This is a genomic window from Shinella zoogloeoides (genome assembly GCF_033705735.1).
Lineage (GTDB): Bacteria > Pseudomonadota > Alphaproteobacteria > Rhizobiales > Rhizobiaceae > Shinella > Shinella zoogloeoides_A.
On sequence record NZ_CP131133.1, the window covers coordinates 60,557 to 76,450 of the forward strand.

Below are 15,894 nucleotides of genomic sequence, written 5' to 3' on the forward strand. Positions count from 1 at the left end.
TAGGGCAGATTCTGACCGGCGATATGACAATGCCCTTCATCGACGGGGACACGATCATTTCGGCGGATGGCCGGATAGAATCGGTGGGCACGGGCGAGGCGGACAGTGTGAGGGGGTGCGACGTGGTCATTGACGCCAATGGCACCATTGCCATTCCCGGCCTCATTGATTCTCATGTGCATGTCACCTTCGGTGACTACACACCCAGACAGAAGACCGTCGGGTTTTTGGAGAGCTATGTCCATGGTGGGGTGACGACGGCGATCAGTGCCTCCGAGGTCCATGTGCCAGGCCGTCCCAAGGATGTTACCGGCATCAAGGCCCTCGCCGTGGCAGCTTCTAAGTGCTTTCAGACCTACAGGCCCGGCGGTATGCGGGTTCATGCCGGCTCACTGATCCTAGAGCCCGGTCTTGTCGATGCTGATTTCGCCGAACTGACGGCGGCCGGCGTGTGGATGGTCAAGGCCGGTTTCGGTGCCTTCCAGACGCCCTATGACTACGCTCCATTAGTCAAATTGGCACGAGAACACGGCATGGTCTCGATGGTCCATACCGGTGGCTCCTCGATCCCTGGCTCATCGGGTATATGGGCGGATCACCTGCTAAAAATCCGACCCGATATTTCCTACCACGTCAACGGTGGCCCCATCGCCATGCCGGATGAGGATTTCACGCGTCTGGTCAATGAGTCGGAGATGGCCTTGCAGGTCTGCACCGCGGGGAACCTGCGTACCACGCTTCTCGTCTCAGACCTCCTCGCGGCTGCCGGCCGCTTGGATCGGCTGCTTATCGCTACCGATACCCCTACCGGCAGCGGAATCATGCCACTTGGCATGCTCTATACGATCAGCCATCTAACTTCTCTGGGCAATCTGCCGCCCGAAATCGCCATCGCGGCTGCTACCGGCAACAATGCAATCGCCTATCGGCTGAACAACGGCATCATCGCGAGTGGGCGTGACGCCGATATTGTCCTGATCGACTCCTGCATGGGCGGCAGCAAATCGGACGCCCTGTCGAGCCTGCGGAACGGCGATGTGCCGGCAATCGGGGCCGTGATAACCGACGGAGTTCCGCGCTTCGTCGGGCGCAGCCGAAATACGCCGGAAACCATGCGCCGCGTTAGCGTGGCGCGGAGCAATATCGTCCAGGATTTCAGCGCGACGAGCCACTGATCGCGCTGGTTCTGACAACTGAAATGAATATCGTCTCGGCTCGCTTGATCGTGTGCGGTGATTGCTGTCGTGTTCCTCATGAAGACCTTATCCCCGCCGCTGAATCGAGAGGCAGCTACATCGTGTTGACAATAAAATTGTCTTACATTAAGGCTGAGTCTTGAGTGTCTCGATAATGTCGACGGAGGGAGGGGCGCTTCGGGAGGACTGTCTAGATCTCAAGGTCTGCCGCGGAAGCGGTGGTACATCCGCCACACGGGTAGCTTCCTAAGGAGGCAGTAACTCAGAGGGGAAATCCTGTGGCGGGTGAAGCAATGAGTGCCGAACGGAAGAGTTCGCATTGACCGTTTCGGAAGTGCATCCAATCAACATATAGAGGGAACAAAGCCATGTTGAAATATTTGTCAGCCGCGGTATTCGCAGGTGTCCTAAGCCTGTCGAACGTTCAGGCTCAGGACGCCACGGTCGCCTTTCTGAGCGATTTGCAGCCATTCGGCTTTATCCAGGATGGTAAGCATATTGGCTTCGATCTGGATCTCTGGGCCGAGATCGCCAAGGATATCGGGGTGAAGTATGAAGTCGTCTCGATGGATTTCGGGGCGATGATCCCCGCGCTGCAAACCGGTAATATTGATGCCGCGCTGGCTAGCATGTTCGTCAACGACGCGCGTAAGCAGGTTATCGACTTTTCTGACACCTATTATGTGTCTGCTTATGGTGTGCTGGCGCATAAGGACGACACATCTATTCAGACCGTTGCCGACTTGGCGGACAAGTCCATCGCCACCGTTACCGGTGGCGAGGCTGCGGACTGGATTTCTAAAAATCTGCCCAATGCCACCATGAGGCTGTTTCCGAACCTGACAAACAGTTTCCTGGAATTCCAGGCCGGGCGTGTCGATGCCGTCATCTATGACTATCCTACGCTCGCCTATTATGCCAACACCGACGGTGCAAGCAATGCGCGCGTACTCGATGAGACCATCGGCGACCAGTCGGACGTCGCCATCGCTTTCCCCAAGGGTAGCGAACTGGTCACGAAGGTGAATGAGAGTCTCGCCAAGATGCGCAAAGACGGCCGCTACAACGCGCTGCTCGTTAAGTGGTTCGGCAAGAGCTAACCCCGTTCAGAAGCCGGACAGTAGGGGAGTTCGCGATGCTGTCGCGATCTGACGAATTTCCTCTACGGCCACGGCAAAATTTCGCTCGGGCCGTGCGCCCAAAGCTTTCCGGCCCGAGTGAGTTGACCCGTGCTAACCCTCAACAAAGGACGAAGTGATGCTTTTCGACTGGGCAACAGTTGTACAGTCGTTGCCCGCGCTGCTCCGCGCGGCAGGAACGACGGTCTGGCTTTCTGTGCTGGCAATCTTTTTCGGAATGGCACTCGGGACACTCCTCGGCGTGATTCGAGCCTTTGCACCCAGCTATCTTTCCGTCATCGCCCAACTCTATATTGGCCTGATCCGCGGTACGCCCCTGGTGGTGCAGATCATGTTTTTCTATTTTGCTCTTCCCATGCTGATGGGCATCCGTCTTTCGGCCACGACTGCCGGCCTCATCGCGCTCATCGCCAATTCGGCGGCGTATCTGGCCGAAATCGTGCGGGGTGGGTTCCTCGCGGTGCCGAAAGGTCTCAAGGAAGCTGGGCTGGCGATGGGTCTGCCGCTTCACAAGGTGATTTCCTCCATAATCGCTCCCGTCGCCTTTCGTGGCATGATCCCAGCGCTGGGAAACCAGTTCATCATCGGAGTCAAGGATACGTCGCTGCTGATCGTGATCGGGGTGGCGGAACTGACCAGAACTGGCCAGGAGATCATGACACAGAATTACCGGGCGGTCGAAATCTGGTTCACTGTGGCCGCCATCTATCTGATCATATTGAGCGTCTTGAGCTACAGCCTCCGTTGGGTCGAGCAGAAGGTTAGAATTTCATGAGCATGGTGCAATTCTCCGATGTCGTGAAACGCTTCGGCGACTTCCAAGTCCTCAAGGGGATCAACCTTTCGATTGATCCGGGCGAAATCGTCTTTCTGGTGGGGCCTTCCGGATCGGGAAAATCGACGCTCTTGCGCTGTATCAACGTGCTCGAAACCATCAATGAAGGCGATCTGGTCGTCGATGGTATCAGCGTGAGGGGCAGCAGGCGGGATATACGCCAGATCCGGCTCGAAGCGGGCATGGTGTTTCAGCAGTTCAATCTGTTTCCGCATCTGACCGCTCTTGAAAATGTGATGTTCGGCCCGATAAAGGCCAGGGGCGTCTCGCGCGCAGAAGCACGCGAATTGGCGCAAGACTTGCTCCGGAAGGTGGGGCTCGAAGAGCGTGGCGGTCACCGTCCATCCCAGTTGTCAGGGGGGCAGCAACAGCGGGTCGCCATCGCGCGCGCACTCGCCATCAAACCGCGCCTGATGCTATTCGACGAGCCGACTTCAGCCCTTGACCCCGAATTGCGCCATGAAGTGCTGCAGGTGATGCGCACACTCGCGGAAGAGGGTATGACCATGGTCGTCGTCACCCACGAGATTGGATTTGCGCGCGATGTCGGATCGCGCCTGCTATTCATGGATCGGGGCACGATCCTTCACGACGGCGACCCCAAGACACTGCTCAGTGCCCCGCCCAGCGAGCGCTTAGCAAATTTTCTTCAACATATCCTCTAACACGCTGCTGAAAAACCCGCTGTCAATCGGCGTTGTAACGGGACCCCGTATCGGCCCCCAAAGGAACCCCTCCTTCTGGAGGGGTCGGGCTAGCGCGCGTAAGCCTGGAGCTCTCCATTTAGCGCAGGGCCTGCGGGCGCGGATTGTTTGTCTTTTTTCGGCTTTAGATCCCATGAGGAGTGAACAGCGGCCGCCGCTCTGGCAGAGTGAGGTTGCATCAAAACACTCGCTCAGGAGGAGCAGTTTATGGAACCTGCATCCATTCATCCGACCGCTGTCCGCACTGATCTTGGCGCAATTTTTGTGTCATTGGAATTGAGCCGATCGACCTGGTTGATCACTTCGTTGTCGCCAGGCAACGGCGAGAAGATGTCGAAGCATGTAGTGGCCGGTGGCAATGTAGCCGAGCTGCTGGATCGATTTGAGCAGCTACAACTGAAGGCACGGCTGAGAACAGGGAAGTTATTTCCCATCGTGACGATCCAAGAGGCAGGATTGGACGGCTTCTGGATACACCGCGTGCTGGAGGCTCACGGCATCGAGAGTTACGTCGTCGACGCAGCTTCGATCGCGACTTCCCGTCGACGTCGGCGTGCCAAGACCGACAAGATCGATGGAGAGGCTCTGACGCGCACATTGCTCGCGTTCAAGCGCGGCGAGCCACGCGTATGTGCGATGGTTAGAGCGCCAGATCCGAAGGACGAAGATCGGCGCCGGATTTGCCGGGAACGCAAAGTTTTGATTGCTGAGCGGGTCAGGCATGTCAATCGCGTGAAGGGGCTACTCTTTGCTCAAGGCGTCAGCGGCTATCAACCGCTCCGTAAAGATCGCCGTCAGCGGCTGGAGGAGCTCCAGACCGGAGATGGGCGCGAGTTACCGAAACACCTGAGGGCTCAAATCAATCGCGAACTCGACCGTCTCGAGTTGCTGCTAGAACAGATCGCTGCAGTGGAGAGCGAGCGTAATTCTCTCCTATCGATGGACGAGCAGCCAGCGGTTGAAGCAACCTCGCCCGCAGCGATGCTGCTGTCCTTGAAGGGTGTTGGCGCTGAATTTGCCGCTGTTCTTTGGACCGAAGCCCTGTCCCGGCATTTTGATAATAGGCGGCAGATTGCCGCCTATGCAGGTTTGACACCAACTCCATGGATGAGCGGGACCATCGACCACGAACAGGGTGTCTCAAAGGCAGGAAACCCTCGGCTGCGCACCACGATGATTCAACTGTCTTGGTTGTGGCTACGCAATCAGCCAGCATCAGCGCTCAGCCGTTGGTTTGTGGATCGGGTTCAGTCGAATGGTGGACGCTTAAGGAAAGCCGCGATAGTTGCCCTGGCGCGCAAACTCCTTATCGCGCTGTGGAAGTTTGTCACTGCGGGTGTTGTCATCGAGGGGGCTGTCATGAAGACCGCCTGACGAAAATTGCCGAACACACGAATCTTCCAGGACTGATCACTCCTGGCGGATCCAGGTGAGCGAACCGCCTCAAAGTCGGGCTTCAAATGCCGCGCTTTAGATTGGTCCCGTTCTCCTGAGCCTTGCCGCTACGCAAGCGGGATAATGGTGCTGCCGGACAAAACGGCGACCGTATGTGAGTTTGAACCGGTGACGGAAACGTGCCGCGTCAAGCAAGGTGGCTCAGACCATGGGTTCGATGCGAAATCGAAGGGGCACGCTATGAAACGATGATTGATCTTGCTGCTCAGACTAGGCTGTCTCGCCAAGGACCTGCAGGATCTCATTCTGCATGGCATCAACCGCCCGTGAACGCTTAGCGTCCCTGCTGCGCACCAGCGCCACCTCCATCCTCGGCAGGTCCGGCAGGCCGTGTTTCGCATCCAAAAGTTTGAAATGGCTGGGCGCACTGGATTTGGCCAGCGCGGCGACGGCTAGCCCGGCTTCGACGATTGCCAGCTGTCCGGTGATGTTGGCCGATCCGTAGACCACGCGGTAGTTCCGGCCGAGTGCCGCGATGCCCGCCAGAACCTCCGAGCGGAAGCGGTTGCCCAGTTCGTGCAGCGCCAGCGGCAGCGGGTCGCGCCGCCAGGCTTCGTGCTGGTCCGACGCCACCCATACCAGCGGCTCGTGGAAGAGAAAGATGCCGCGGTCGGGCGCGCCCCGCGCGGCCGTGTCGCGTGTATAGCGCGGCAATCAGGATGAGACGCGGGCGACAATCTGGATGAGATTCTTAGGTCGCGGTCGGGATCAAGTTATCACGCTGATTGTCGCTGACAAGTTCTTCGTCGTTTTCTGATTGCCGCTCCGCGACAGACAGCGTTGAGGTTCTGATTGTCGCAAACGAAGCCGGTCGCCCCCGTTGACGCTTTTCCTCGAGCGCGGTTCTGCGGCGGTAACTCTCTACATTCATCTCGAAGATCGTGGCATGGTGTACAAGCCGGTCGACCGCTGCGAGCGTCATGGCAGGATCGGGAAAGACCCGGTTCCACTCCCCAAACGGCTGGTTGGCGGTGATCAGGATCGATCTATGCTCGTATCGCGCCGAGATCAGCTCGAACAGCACGCTCGTTTCCGCCTGATCCTTGGTCACGTAGGCGAGATCATCGAGGATGAGCAGGTCGTACTTGTTGAGTTTGTCGATGGCGGATTCGAGCTGCAGTTCCCGGCGGGCGACCTGGAGCTTCTGCACGAGATCGGTGGTCCGAGTGAACAGGACCCGCCATCCGTTCTCGATCAGGGCCAGGCCGATAGCGGCAGCGAGATGGCTCTTTCCTCCGCCGGGCGGACCAAACATGAGGATGTTGGCTCCCTTGGCGAGCCAACTATCGCCGGCGGTAATTGCCATAACCTGCGCCTTCGAGATCATGGGAACAGCGTCAAAGGCGAAGCTGTCCAAAGTCTTTCCGGGCGGCAGGTGCGCTTCGGCAAGATGGCGTTCAATCCTGCGATTGGCACGTTCTGCCAGCTCATGCTCGGCAATAGCCGACAGGAAGCGAGCTGCTGGCCATCCTTCCCGGTCCGCCTGCTCGGCAAATTGCGGCCACAGCGTTTTGATCGTCGGAAGCCGAAGTTCGTTGAGCATGATGCCAAGCCGCGCTTCATCGATCACGTGAGCGTTCTTCATGCGGCTTCTCCCGTCCCGATCAAGGCCTCATAGCCGTTGAGCGATGCGAGCTGCACATGAACGGTCGGCAGCTTGGCTGGATCCGGGCCGAAGAGCGTTTGCATGACGACCAGATCCGGTAAATCGCCGGCGTCCAGGGTCCTGGCCAATTCTTCGGCAAGTTCGCGCTCGCATCCGCGATCATGTGCCAGCGCCAGGAGTTCGACGGTGATCTTGCAAGCCTGCTTGTCGGGAAGATGCTCAGTCAGGGCTTCGAAGGCCTTGCGGTATTCCTGACGCGGGAAGAGCTTGTCGCGATAAACAAGGCCGCGGAGCGCCATCGGCTTTTTGCGCAGGGAATGGATGACGTGGTGATAGTTGACGACCTGGTCATGCCGGCCGTCAGCATGGCCGCGTCCACGGCGCAACGTCATCAGGTGCGTACCGCCAACAAAGACATCCAGCCGATCGTCGAACAGGCGAACTCGTAGCCTGTGGCCGATCAAGCGGGACGGCACGGTATAAAAGACCTTGCGTAAGGTGAAGCCGCCCGTCCGGGACACCGTAACGACAATCTCTTCGAAGTCCGTGGTCCGGCGCTCTGGCAGTGCCTGCAGATGGGATCGCTCTGCATCGATACGCTTACCATGGGCAGCGTTGCGACGACTAACGATCTCGTCGACAAAGGCGCGGTAAGAACCGAGATCGTCGAACTCCTTGGTCCCCCGCATTAGCAGGGCATCATGAACGGCATTTTTGAGATGACCATGGGAGCTTTCGATCGAGCCGTTCTCATGCGCGACGCCCTTGTTGTTGCGCGTCGGGGTCATCCGGTAATGAGAGCAAAGCTGGTCGTAACGGTGTGTGAGATCGACCTTGGCGTCGGCGTCGAGGTTGCGGAATGCCGCCGACAGGCTGTCGCTGCGGTGATAGAGCGGCGTACCGCCCACGGACCACAGGGCATTTTGAAGCCCCTCAGCTAGCGCGACAAAGCTTTCCCCGCCGAGAATGACATGGGCATGTTCGAAGCCCGACCAGACGAGCCGGAAGTGATAGAACAGGTGATCAAGCGGCTGGCCAGCGACCGTCACGCCAAGACCGCTAGCGTCGGTGAAATCCGAAAGGCCCAGCCGGCCTGGCTCGTGCGTCTGGCGGAAGATGACCTCCTGCGCTTCACCATGGACCGCACGCCACGACCGGATGCGTCGCTCAAGCGTACGGCGGATGCCTTCAGAAAGCTCTGGATGTCGGCGCAGCATCTCGTTGTAGACGGCGACAGCACGGATGCCGGGTGCGGCCTTCAGCAGCGGGATGACCTCAGTCTCGAATATTGGCTCCAAGGGATCAGGGCGGCGGCGTCCACGCGGCGCTTTGCTCTGAGATGGTAGTTGTACCTCCTTATCGAGGCGGTATGCCGTGGCTCGGCTGATCGACGCTTTCGCTGCGGCGACCTCGACGGAATGCGTTTGTCGATACTTCATGAAGAGTCTCATCTGATGATCGGTTACATGGCGACCCGGCACAAACTGGTTCTCCAACACAGAAAACCGCAAATGTACCGAACCGACCGCGATCTTGAGACGCCGAAAATCTGCGCCACGCCGGGGTATGACTACGATCGGGCTACGCCCTCACTCCGTCACACCCCGGCGCGAGTCTCATCCTGATTGACGCTGAATCTTACCTAGATTGCCGCTAAGCACGCGTGTCACCAGCGCAAGGTCCAGATCACCCCGGTCGAGTCTGGGCAGAAGCGAACTCGACGGCTCGCAGACGACAGAAATCTCGACTTCGTTGAAGCGGCTGGCAAACGTCCGCAGCAGGGGAGCGAAATAGCTCGAAACATAATCGTCCGGCACACCGAGCGCGACCTTGCCGGAGACGGATGATCCCCGCATGGCGATCTGCGCCCGACCGTGCAGCTCTACCAGCTGCCGCGCGTAGGCCAGAAGGTCGAAGCCTGCCGGCGTGAGCGACAGGTGGCGTGGCCCGCGGTTCAGAAGCGCGTGGCCGACGCAGTCCTCTAGCTTCTTTAACTGCATGCTCACCGCCGACTGGGATCGGGAAACCTGCCGCGCCGCAGCGGTGATCGAGCCGGTATCGACAACGGCGACGAAGGCGCGCAGCCAGTCGATCTGAAGGTCCTGCATGGTGTCTATCCATTCGATAATCGAATGTCTATCGTAACAGATATTCGCTTTTCAGGATATTGGGCAGACGGCATTATCCTGCCATGAGCGCACATGAACTTTCACCTGCCACCATATCCCCCCTTTTGATCACGCAGAACGCCGCGCGCGAGCGGCAAGGCACTCTTCTGGTCGTACTAGGTGGCCTGATCCTCGCCACGATGGGCGTCTTCGTCATACAGGCGGCGGAAGATCCTATCACCACCGTGGCGTTCCGCTGCGCCTTCGGCTGCCTCTCGCTTTTGGTCTGGGGTGCCCTGACCCGCCGCCTACCGGAACTCCGCCTGCGCGGGGCCGACCTTCTCGGCGCGGTGGCGACCGGCTTTCTCATGACGCTGAGCTGGGCACTTCATTTCGCGGCGATCCCAAAAACCTCAATCGGCGTCTCCACGGTCGTCTTCCATATCCAACCGTTCTGGACCATGGCTCTGGGTGCCTGGCTGTTGCGTGAGAACGTTTCGTCGGCGCAGATCGTCGCGGCACTTCTGGCCTTTGCCGGTCTGGTTCTTACGACGGGTCTGTTTGATGGAATGACCGGTGCTGCGACGCTCAACTCTTCCTACGTGACGGGTCTTCTGCTCAGTCTTGCGGGGTCCTTCGTCTATGCCGGCGTGCCGCTTCTGGCAAAAATCCTGAAGTCCGTAAGCTCCTTTGCCCTTTCCTGGTGGCAATGCCTGGTCGGCTCAGCGTTCACGCTCTGGTGGCCGGCGGTCTACGGTTGGCCCGATGGATGGCATTCGATCACCTGGCTGGTCGGCCTCGGCGCGATCCATACGGGGCTGGCCTATGCAGTCATGTATGCGGGCTTCGCGCGTCTCAGCACAGGCCGCATCGCCGTCCTCCAGTTCGTCTATCCCATGACGGCTTTCATCATTGATTGGCAGGTCTATGACCACAGGCTTTCACCCATCCAGATCCTCGGACTCGTCCTGATGGGCGTGGCGATTTGGTCTGTGAAGGGCGCAAAGCCGATGCCGTCCGCTGAGGCCGCTGACCGCATCTGACGCCGTTGAAGCGTCGATACCTTCCGTGTCCGACCATCTGGTCTCGGGGTCGCATGGGTTTCCACATGCGCTGGCCACCCTTCCGAGGGGTAAAAGCTCCACCTGCTTGGCCGCGCCTATGTCACGTGCGCGAAGGCTGGCGGGTTCTGGGAGAGCCTGCGCACCTTGAAGGATGCGCCGAGCGCCTGGCGGCGCAGCTCTATCGGCCTGACCTCAATCCGATGGTGGCTCTATCTCGATCATGACCGGTGCATAGTCGCTGGTGTGCTCCCAGCCCCGTGGGCCACAGCGCACGCTCGCCTTCCGAAGCCACGGCGCCAGCGTCGGGCTGAGGAGAAGATGGTCGATATGCAGGCCCGCGTCGCGTTCGAAGGAATTCCGCCAGTATTTCCAGAAGGTATAGATTCGTTCCTTCGGATGCAGCTGGCGGACGGCGTCGGTCCAGCCCTGGGTGAGAAGGTCCGCATAGGCTGCCCTGAAATCGGGGCGGAACAATGCGGCGTCGCGCCAGCGCTCCGGTGCATAGACGTCGAGATTTGTCGGCATGACGTTGAAATCCCCGATCAGCGCCACGGGAAGATTGAGGGCCAGAAGGTCGGCCGCGTAGGTCTGCAGCTGCTCGAACCAGCGCAGCTTATAGTCGAATTTGGGACCGGGCGCCGGATTGCCGTTCGGCAGATACAGGCAGGCGATCAGGATGCTGTCGACGGCGGCTTCGATATAGCGGCTGTGGCTGTCGTCGAAATCGCCGGGCAGGCCGCGACGCGTCAGGATAGGGATTGCCTCCCTGGCGAGGATCGCGACACCGTTCCTGCCCTCTGCCCTCTGCCCTCTGCCCACGCCAAACGGCCTCGTAGCCTGCGTGCTGGAGTTCGCGCCGGGGAAAGTGCTGTTCCGGCGATTTGAGTTCTTGCAGGCAGACGATGTCGGGCACGTCTTCTTCCAGCCGTCGCAGAAGGACGGGAAGTCGGCCGTTGATGCCGTTGACGTTGTAGGTGGCGATTTTCACGAAGCTGCTCCGGGTGTACCGATAGTCCGAGGGACAACCGTCCCGGAAATTCAAAGGTTCCCCGCGCCTTTGGAGCGCTAGGCAAGTGTGCGACAAAACGATCTCGCTGGGCGTCTTTACCTGCCATTGCAAAGATTTTGAGCGCTCCTATCTGTGCTCAAGATCGTTGGAGACGCCTGTGATGAAGACAATTCCCATCGATATTCTTTTTGACGACACGACCGAATTCATTCTGCCGCGCCGGTGCGCCAAGGCTGCTCGACAGGCTGCGTCCTGCATCTGTTGCGGAAGAACGGACCAAGCGATGGACGCTGACGGGTGCGGCATCTGCGATGTGTGCCTCGATACACCGCTGCAGGTGGCCTGTAACCCCGACGGTCTTGATTTGCCGGAAGCCTTTCCCCATCTATCGCTCACTGCCCGTCATCGATGAACTGCCTGCAGTGACGATACCCGTCGCGCGTTCGCAGTCGTCCGGGTCGGAAGGGCGCTCCCCGAAAGGGTCGAACGCCTTTCGTCATTTCGGGGAGGGGTCGCCGCAGGATGCGGTCACACGGATCGCCGCGAACGCCAGGTTCCAGCCTTGTCTCTGACGAGCCGCCAGCGGCGTGCATCGACATCCGTGCCGCGAGCGGTGCGATAGGCCGGGACTAATAGATGAATGTCGTCCGCTTCCGGATGCCACTCGCCGATCATTGCGATGCCGTCGCAGAACTCGACCACGCACATGCCCTCTGCAGCCTCGGCATCCTCGACGCGGGCCTCGCCGCCTGGGAAGGCGTGACTATGCGGGAAAGAAAAGCGCATCAGCCGACCTGCTCCACGGAAAGTGAACCAGCCGGAAGCGGCTTGATCAGCGATTTTGCCGAAACCGAAGAGTCAAGCCAGTCCGCCCAGGCTTCACGCTCTAGAATGACGATCTGCCGGTCGTGGTAGGGCGCGATATCGAGACCGGGCTCCATGGTCAGCATGGTGAAGGCTTCGCCAACCTCCTCCGTCTCACGCCAGATGCCGCGATCGCGAAGATCGGCTCGCCGGCCTTCCTGAACATCCATTTGTTTTTCCGCTTCTTTTTCGGATCCTCTGGCGTTGTGAATTCGAAGAAGGCGTCAGCAATGACGAGGACCCGGTTCGAATTGAACTCGCGGTCCTCCGACCTGAAATTATAGACCGGCTTCTTGGTCGGGCTCGGCCAACACCATCGGCGCTGCACCAACTCGCCGACCCCACGCTCGCCAGCGGCTGTACGAACGATCGGCGCGGTATCGGTGATCCTGATATCCTCGCGCGCCTCGATATTGGGGCGTCCCTCCGGAAACCGGATCTTGATTTTGAGGTGCTCAAACTCCTCAATGATCGAGGCCACATCGACCATCAGGCGGTAATCGTTGCACATGGTTCCTTCGGCCGACTGCGTCAGCATCTCTATCCGATCCGATGGCAATGTAAGGCGGCCGGGGCGGATTTCGACATGTCGAACCAGGATCATGCGCGATCATCTAAATCTGAAGCGTAAACTGGACTGCCTCGTTTTCATCGTCGTCGATAAAAGACGAGAGTGTCACCCCGAGCAGACGAATCCCCTTCGCGGACGGGAACAACGGGTCGAGAAGCGCGCGAGCCGCGGCTTCGAGTTCATCTGCCGCCGCGAACGGCGCGATCGATGTTCGGCTGCGGGTGATTTTCTGGAAATCGGCGTATGTCACCTTCAGCGTCACCGTGCGGCCATGGAGGCCCTTGCTTTCGCTACGGCGCCAGACCTCCGCAGCGAGCGGCGTGATTTCCGCGCGGGCGGCATCCCGGTCAAAGATATCGACCGTAAACGTATCTTCGACACCCACTGACTTGCGCGGCCGATCCGGCTGGACCGACCGATGATCGATACCGCGTGCGATGTCGTAGTACCAGGCGCCCGACTTGCCGAAATGCTGCTGAAGAAATGCGAGGGACTGTGCCTTCAGGTCCGCGCCGGTCAATATGCCGAGCCGCTCCATCTTCGCGGCGGTCGCTGGCCCCACGCCATGGAATTTCTTGACAGCGAGCCCCTCCACAAAGGCCGGTCCGTTCTTCGGCGTGATGACAGCCTGACCGTTGGGCTTGTTCAGGTCGCTCGCCATCTTGGCGAGAAACTTGCAATAGGAAATCCCGGCCGAGCCGTTGAGCCCGGTGACGTCCTTGATGCGGGCGCGGATCCTGGTGGCGATCTCCGTCGCGATCGGAATGCCCTGCTTGTTGGCCGTGACATCGAGATAGGCCTCGTCGAGCGACAATGGCTCGATCAGATCAGTATGCTCGGCGAAGATCGCATGGATCTGCGATGAGACGGCACGATAAACGTCGAAGCGCGGCGGAACGAAGATCAGATCCGGGCAGCGCCGCTTGGCGGTGATCGACGGAAGTGCGGATCTCACACCGAATTCCCGCGCCTCATAGCTCGCCGCCGCCACCACGCCGCGGGCGGCCGCGCCGCCGACAGCAACGGGTTTGCCCCGCAGCTCGGGATTATCGCGTTGTTCGACGGAGGCATAAAACGCATCCATGTCGACATGGATGATGCGCCGGACCCGCTCCTCCTGGTCCGGTTTCTGCTCCATCATGTCGATCGGCGTGGCGTGCTGCATCGCCTATTTCCACATTGACCGCGTGCGCGCGCCGACATCGATCCGCGTCTGCTTTGCGCTTCGTTCGCTGGCCGCCGCGGCGGTCTTCGGCCAGCTTGTCGTCTCGAAGAACTGTAGGAGCGTGGCCGGAATGAATCGGGTCCGTGACGCATAGACATGACGATCGCCCTGGGCGTTCTGACCGTGCGTGAAGAATCGCTGCGGGGTGACAAGGGTGAGGTTGTCACGCGCCCGGGTCATGCCGACATAGAGCAGGCGGCGTTCCTCTTCGAGTTCGGCAGTGGTGCCGGCGCCGAGATCGGAAGGCATGCAACCGTCGACGACGTTGAGCATGTAAACGGCCCGCCATTCCTGCCCCTTGGCGGAATGGATGGTCGAGAGGATCAGATAATCCTCGTCCAGAAGCGGCACCCCGGCCTGGTCGCTGGTTGCGTCCGGCGGATCCAGGGTCAGCTCGGTCAGGAAACGTTCGCGGCTCGCATAGCCACTGGCGATCTGTTCGAGCTGCAGCAGGTCATCCTTGCGGGTGTCGGCATCCTCATGGATGCGGTCGAGATGCGGCTCGTACCACATCCGCACCGTGCCAATTTCAGCAGGCCAGCCGGCTTCGGCCTTTCGCAAAGCCGTGACCAGCGTGACAAAGGCGGGCCAGTCGTCGCCGGTCTTGGCGGGCGCCGGGATTTCGGCGAGCGACTGCAACGGCTCGGGATCAACCGCGATCGTGTCGAGGATCTTGCCGGCCAGCTTCGGCCCGATGCCAGGTAGAAGTTTCAAGACCCGGAAGCCGGCAACCCGGTCGCGCGGGTTCTGTGCGAACCGCATGACCGCCAGCATGTCCTTGACGTGAGCGGCATCAAGAAACTTGAGACCGCCGAATTTCACGAACGGGATGTTTCTGCGGGTGAGTTCTATCTCCAGCGCGTTGCAGTGACTGGAGGTCCGAAACAGCACCGCCTGCTGCTTCAGCGTCATGCCGATCTCGCGGTTGGCGAGCACCTGCTCGACAATATAGGCGGCCTGGTCGACCTCGTCCTTGACGGTGACCAGCATCGGCCGCTGCTCGGAGGCGCGGTCGGTCCAGAGGTTTTTCGTATAGCGCTCCCGTGCCAGCTCGATGACGCCGTTGGCGGCGGCCAGGATCGGCTGCGTCGAACGATAATTGCGGTCGAGCGTGATAATGTCGGCGGGTTTCGGGGAAAATTCCTTCGGAAAATCGAGGATGTTGCGAATGGTCGCCGCGCGGAAGGAATAGATCGATTGTGCGTCGTCGCCGACGACGGTTAGGCCGCGGCCGCCGGGCGCCAGAGACATCAGGATCAACGCCTGCAGGCGATTGGTGTCCTGATATTCGTCGACGAGGATGTGGTCGAAACGGTTGCCGACGTCCTCGGCCAGCTCCGGCTCGGAAACCATCTGCGCCCAGTAGAGCAAGAGGTCGTCGTAATCCAGGACGTTCTGCGCCTGCTTCGCTTCCGTGTAGGCGGCGAACAGCTGCTTCAATTGCTCCTCCCATTCCAGCACCCAAGGATACGAGGACTTCAGGATATCCTTGATCGAAGCCTCCGAATTGACCACCCGCGAATAGATCGCGATGCAGGTGCTTTTGGTGGGAAACCGGCTCTGCTTGCTGGAAAATCCCAAATCGTGCCGGACGAGGTTCATCAGATCAGCGCTGTCCTCGCGATCATGGATGGTGAAGTCGACGCTGAGGCCGATCTGCTCGGCATACATGCGCAACAGCCGCGCGCCGATCCCATGGAACGTGCCGGCCCAGGCGAGTGCGTCTGTCATGATGGCGGCATTGTCGCCGAGCACCTGCCGGCAGATGCGCTGCACCCGACGCGCCATTTCTGACGCGGCACGGCGGGAAAAGGTCATCAGCAGGATACGGCGCGGATCGGCGCCGTTGACGATCAGATGCGCGACCCGGTGGGCCAGCGTGTTGGTCTTGCCGCTGCCCGCGCCAGCGATGATCAGCAGAGGGCCGCCGATCTTTCCGTCTGGCAGGCCGATACCGTGCTCGACGGCTTCCCGTTGCCGGTCGTTGAGTTTTTCGAGATGAGCCGCCGCCATTTGTCCCCAGACGCCATAAGAAAAATTTCCTACCCCTCCGATCGCCGGATATCTCCTTGATGCAGCTAAGGGATTCGTTTCAACGACTTAGCCGAGGGGCAGCTT

At 59.8% G+C, this 15,894-nt stretch carries 13 protein-coding genes and 3 pseudogenes; 7 read left to right on the forward strand and 9 right to left on the reverse strand.

Translation table 11 applies throughout. The features are described from left to right. The first annotated feature begins 29 nt into the window (after nt 1-29). The 5 genes from ShzoTeo12_RS27785 to ShzoTeo12_RS27805 all read left to right on the forward strand — a co-directional run bounded on the left by ShzoTeo12_RS27785 (nt 30) and on the right by ShzoTeo12_RS27805 (nt 5,248). On the forward strand, nt 30-1,175 hold the full coding sequence (locus tag ShzoTeo12_RS27785) for an amidohydrolase family protein (protein WP_318914573.1): 1,146 nt from the start codon (nt 30-32) through the stop codon (nt 1,173-1,175). 389 nt (nt 1,176-1,564) lie between these two features. Further along, on the forward strand, nt 1,565-2,296 hold the full coding sequence (locus tag ShzoTeo12_RS27790) for a transporter substrate-binding domain-containing protein (protein WP_318914574.1): 732 nt from the start codon (nt 1,565-1,567) through the stop codon (nt 2,294-2,296). A 157-nt stretch (nt 2,297-2,453) separates the two neighbouring features. After that, nucleotides 2,454-3,110 carry an ABC transporter permease subunit gene (locus ShzoTeo12_RS27795; RefSeq protein ID WP_318914575.1) on the forward strand — a complete coding sequence of 219 codons (657 nt, stop codon included), beginning with the start codon at nt 2,454-2,456 and terminating at the stop codon, nt 3,108-3,110. After that, on the forward strand, nt 3,107-3,835 hold the full coding sequence (gene glnQ / locus ShzoTeo12_RS27800; protein ID WP_318914576.1) for a glutamine ABC transporter ATP-binding protein GlnQ: 729 nt from the start codon (nt 3,107-3,109) through the stop codon (nt 3,833-3,835). Before ShzoTeo12_RS27795 ends, glnQ begins: the two co-directional genes overlap by 4 nt. Nucleotides 3,836-4,081: 246 nt before the next feature. Beyond that, nucleotides 4,082-5,248 carry an IS110-like element ISRel9 family transposase gene (locus tag ShzoTeo12_RS27805; RefSeq protein WP_306032263.1) on the forward strand — a complete coding sequence of 389 codons (1,167 nt, stop codon included), beginning with the start codon at nt 4,082-4,084 and terminating at the stop codon, nt 5,246-5,248. Nucleotides 5,249-5,539: 291 nt separating this feature from the next. On the opposite strand, the gene ShzoTeo12_RS27810 is transcribed toward ShzoTeo12_RS27805, so the two are convergent. From ShzoTeo12_RS27810 to ShzoTeo12_RS27825, 4 genes and pseudogenes are all read right to left on the reverse strand, one after another. Continuing rightward, complete coding sequence (locus ShzoTeo12_RS27810) at nt 5,540-5,983, reverse strand: LysR substrate-binding domain-containing protein (RefSeq protein ID WP_318914577.1); 444 nt, start codon at nt 5,981-5,983, stop codon at nt 5,540-5,542. A gap of 37 nt (nt 5,984-6,020) precedes the next feature. Beyond that, nucleotides 6,021-6,914, reverse strand: coding sequence for an IS21-like element ISRel5 family helper ATPase IstB (gene istB, locus ShzoTeo12_RS27815; protein WP_145643850.1), 894 nt, complete (start codon nt 6,912-6,914; stop codon nt 6,021-6,023). Further along, nucleotides 6,911-8,386 carry an IS21 family transposase gene (gene istA / locus ShzoTeo12_RS27820; RefSeq protein WP_318914581.1) on the reverse strand — a complete coding sequence of 492 codons (1,476 nt, stop codon included), beginning with the start codon at nt 8,384-8,386 and terminating at the stop codon, nt 6,911-6,913. The genes istB and istA overlap by 4 nt, the downstream gene beginning before the upstream one ends. Nucleotides 8,387-8,596: 210 nt before the next feature. Next, nucleotides 8,597-9,043: pseudogene (locus ShzoTeo12_RS27825) on the reverse strand (LysR family transcriptional regulator); the annotation flags it as partial. Between the two features lie 83 nt (nt 9,044-9,126). Here ShzoTeo12_RS27825 and ShzoTeo12_RS27830 point away from each other — a divergent pair. Continuing rightward, on the forward strand, nt 9,127-10,086 hold the full coding sequence (locus tag ShzoTeo12_RS27830) for a DMT family transporter (RefSeq protein WP_318914578.1): 960 nt from the start codon (nt 9,127-9,129) through the stop codon (nt 10,084-10,086). A gap of 213 nt (nt 10,087-10,299) precedes the next feature. Here the strand turns inward: ShzoTeo12_RS27830 and xth are convergent. Continuing rightward, nucleotides 10,300-11,095 (reverse strand): annotated as a pseudogene (xth, locus tag ShzoTeo12_RS27835) (exodeoxyribonuclease III). Between the two features lie 181 nt (nt 11,096-11,276). On the opposite strand from xth, the gene ShzoTeo12_RS27840 reads away from it, so the two are divergent. Then, the gene (locus tag ShzoTeo12_RS27840; protein ID WP_318914467.1) at nt 11,277-11,528 is read left to right on the forward strand and encodes a hypothetical protein; all 252 of its coding nucleotides are present in this window, start codon (nt 11,277-11,279) and stop codon (nt 11,526-11,528) included. Between the two features lie 116 nt (nt 11,529-11,644). Here ShzoTeo12_RS27840 and ShzoTeo12_RS27845 read toward each other — a convergent pair whose 3' ends face one another. The 4 genes and pseudogenes from ShzoTeo12_RS27845 to ShzoTeo12_RS27860 form a co-directional block, all read right to left on the reverse strand. Next, a complete protein-coding gene (locus ShzoTeo12_RS27845; RefSeq protein ID WP_318914468.1) occupies nt 11,645-11,902 on the reverse strand; it encodes a hypothetical protein in 258 nt (85 codons plus the stop codon). Further along, a pseudogene (locus tag ShzoTeo12_RS27850) lies at nt 11,902-12,491 on the reverse strand (SOS response-associated peptidase family protein). The gene ShzoTeo12_RS27845 and the pseudogene ShzoTeo12_RS27850 overlap by 1 nt, the downstream one beginning before the upstream one ends. 103 nt (nt 12,492-12,594) lie before the next feature. Next, nucleotides 12,595-13,716 carry a DNA polymerase IV gene (gene dinB / locus ShzoTeo12_RS27855; protein ID WP_318914469.1) on the reverse strand — a complete coding sequence of 374 codons (1,122 nt, stop codon included), beginning with the start codon at nt 13,714-13,716 and terminating at the stop codon, nt 12,595-12,597. 3 nt (nt 13,717-13,719) lie between these two features. Then, the gene (locus tag ShzoTeo12_RS27860) at nt 13,720-15,789 is read right to left on the reverse strand and encodes an ATP-dependent helicase (RefSeq protein WP_318914470.1); all 2,070 of its coding nucleotides are present in this window, start codon (nt 15,787-15,789) and stop codon (nt 13,720-13,722) included. Nucleotides 15,790-15,894 lie beyond the last annotated feature (105 nt).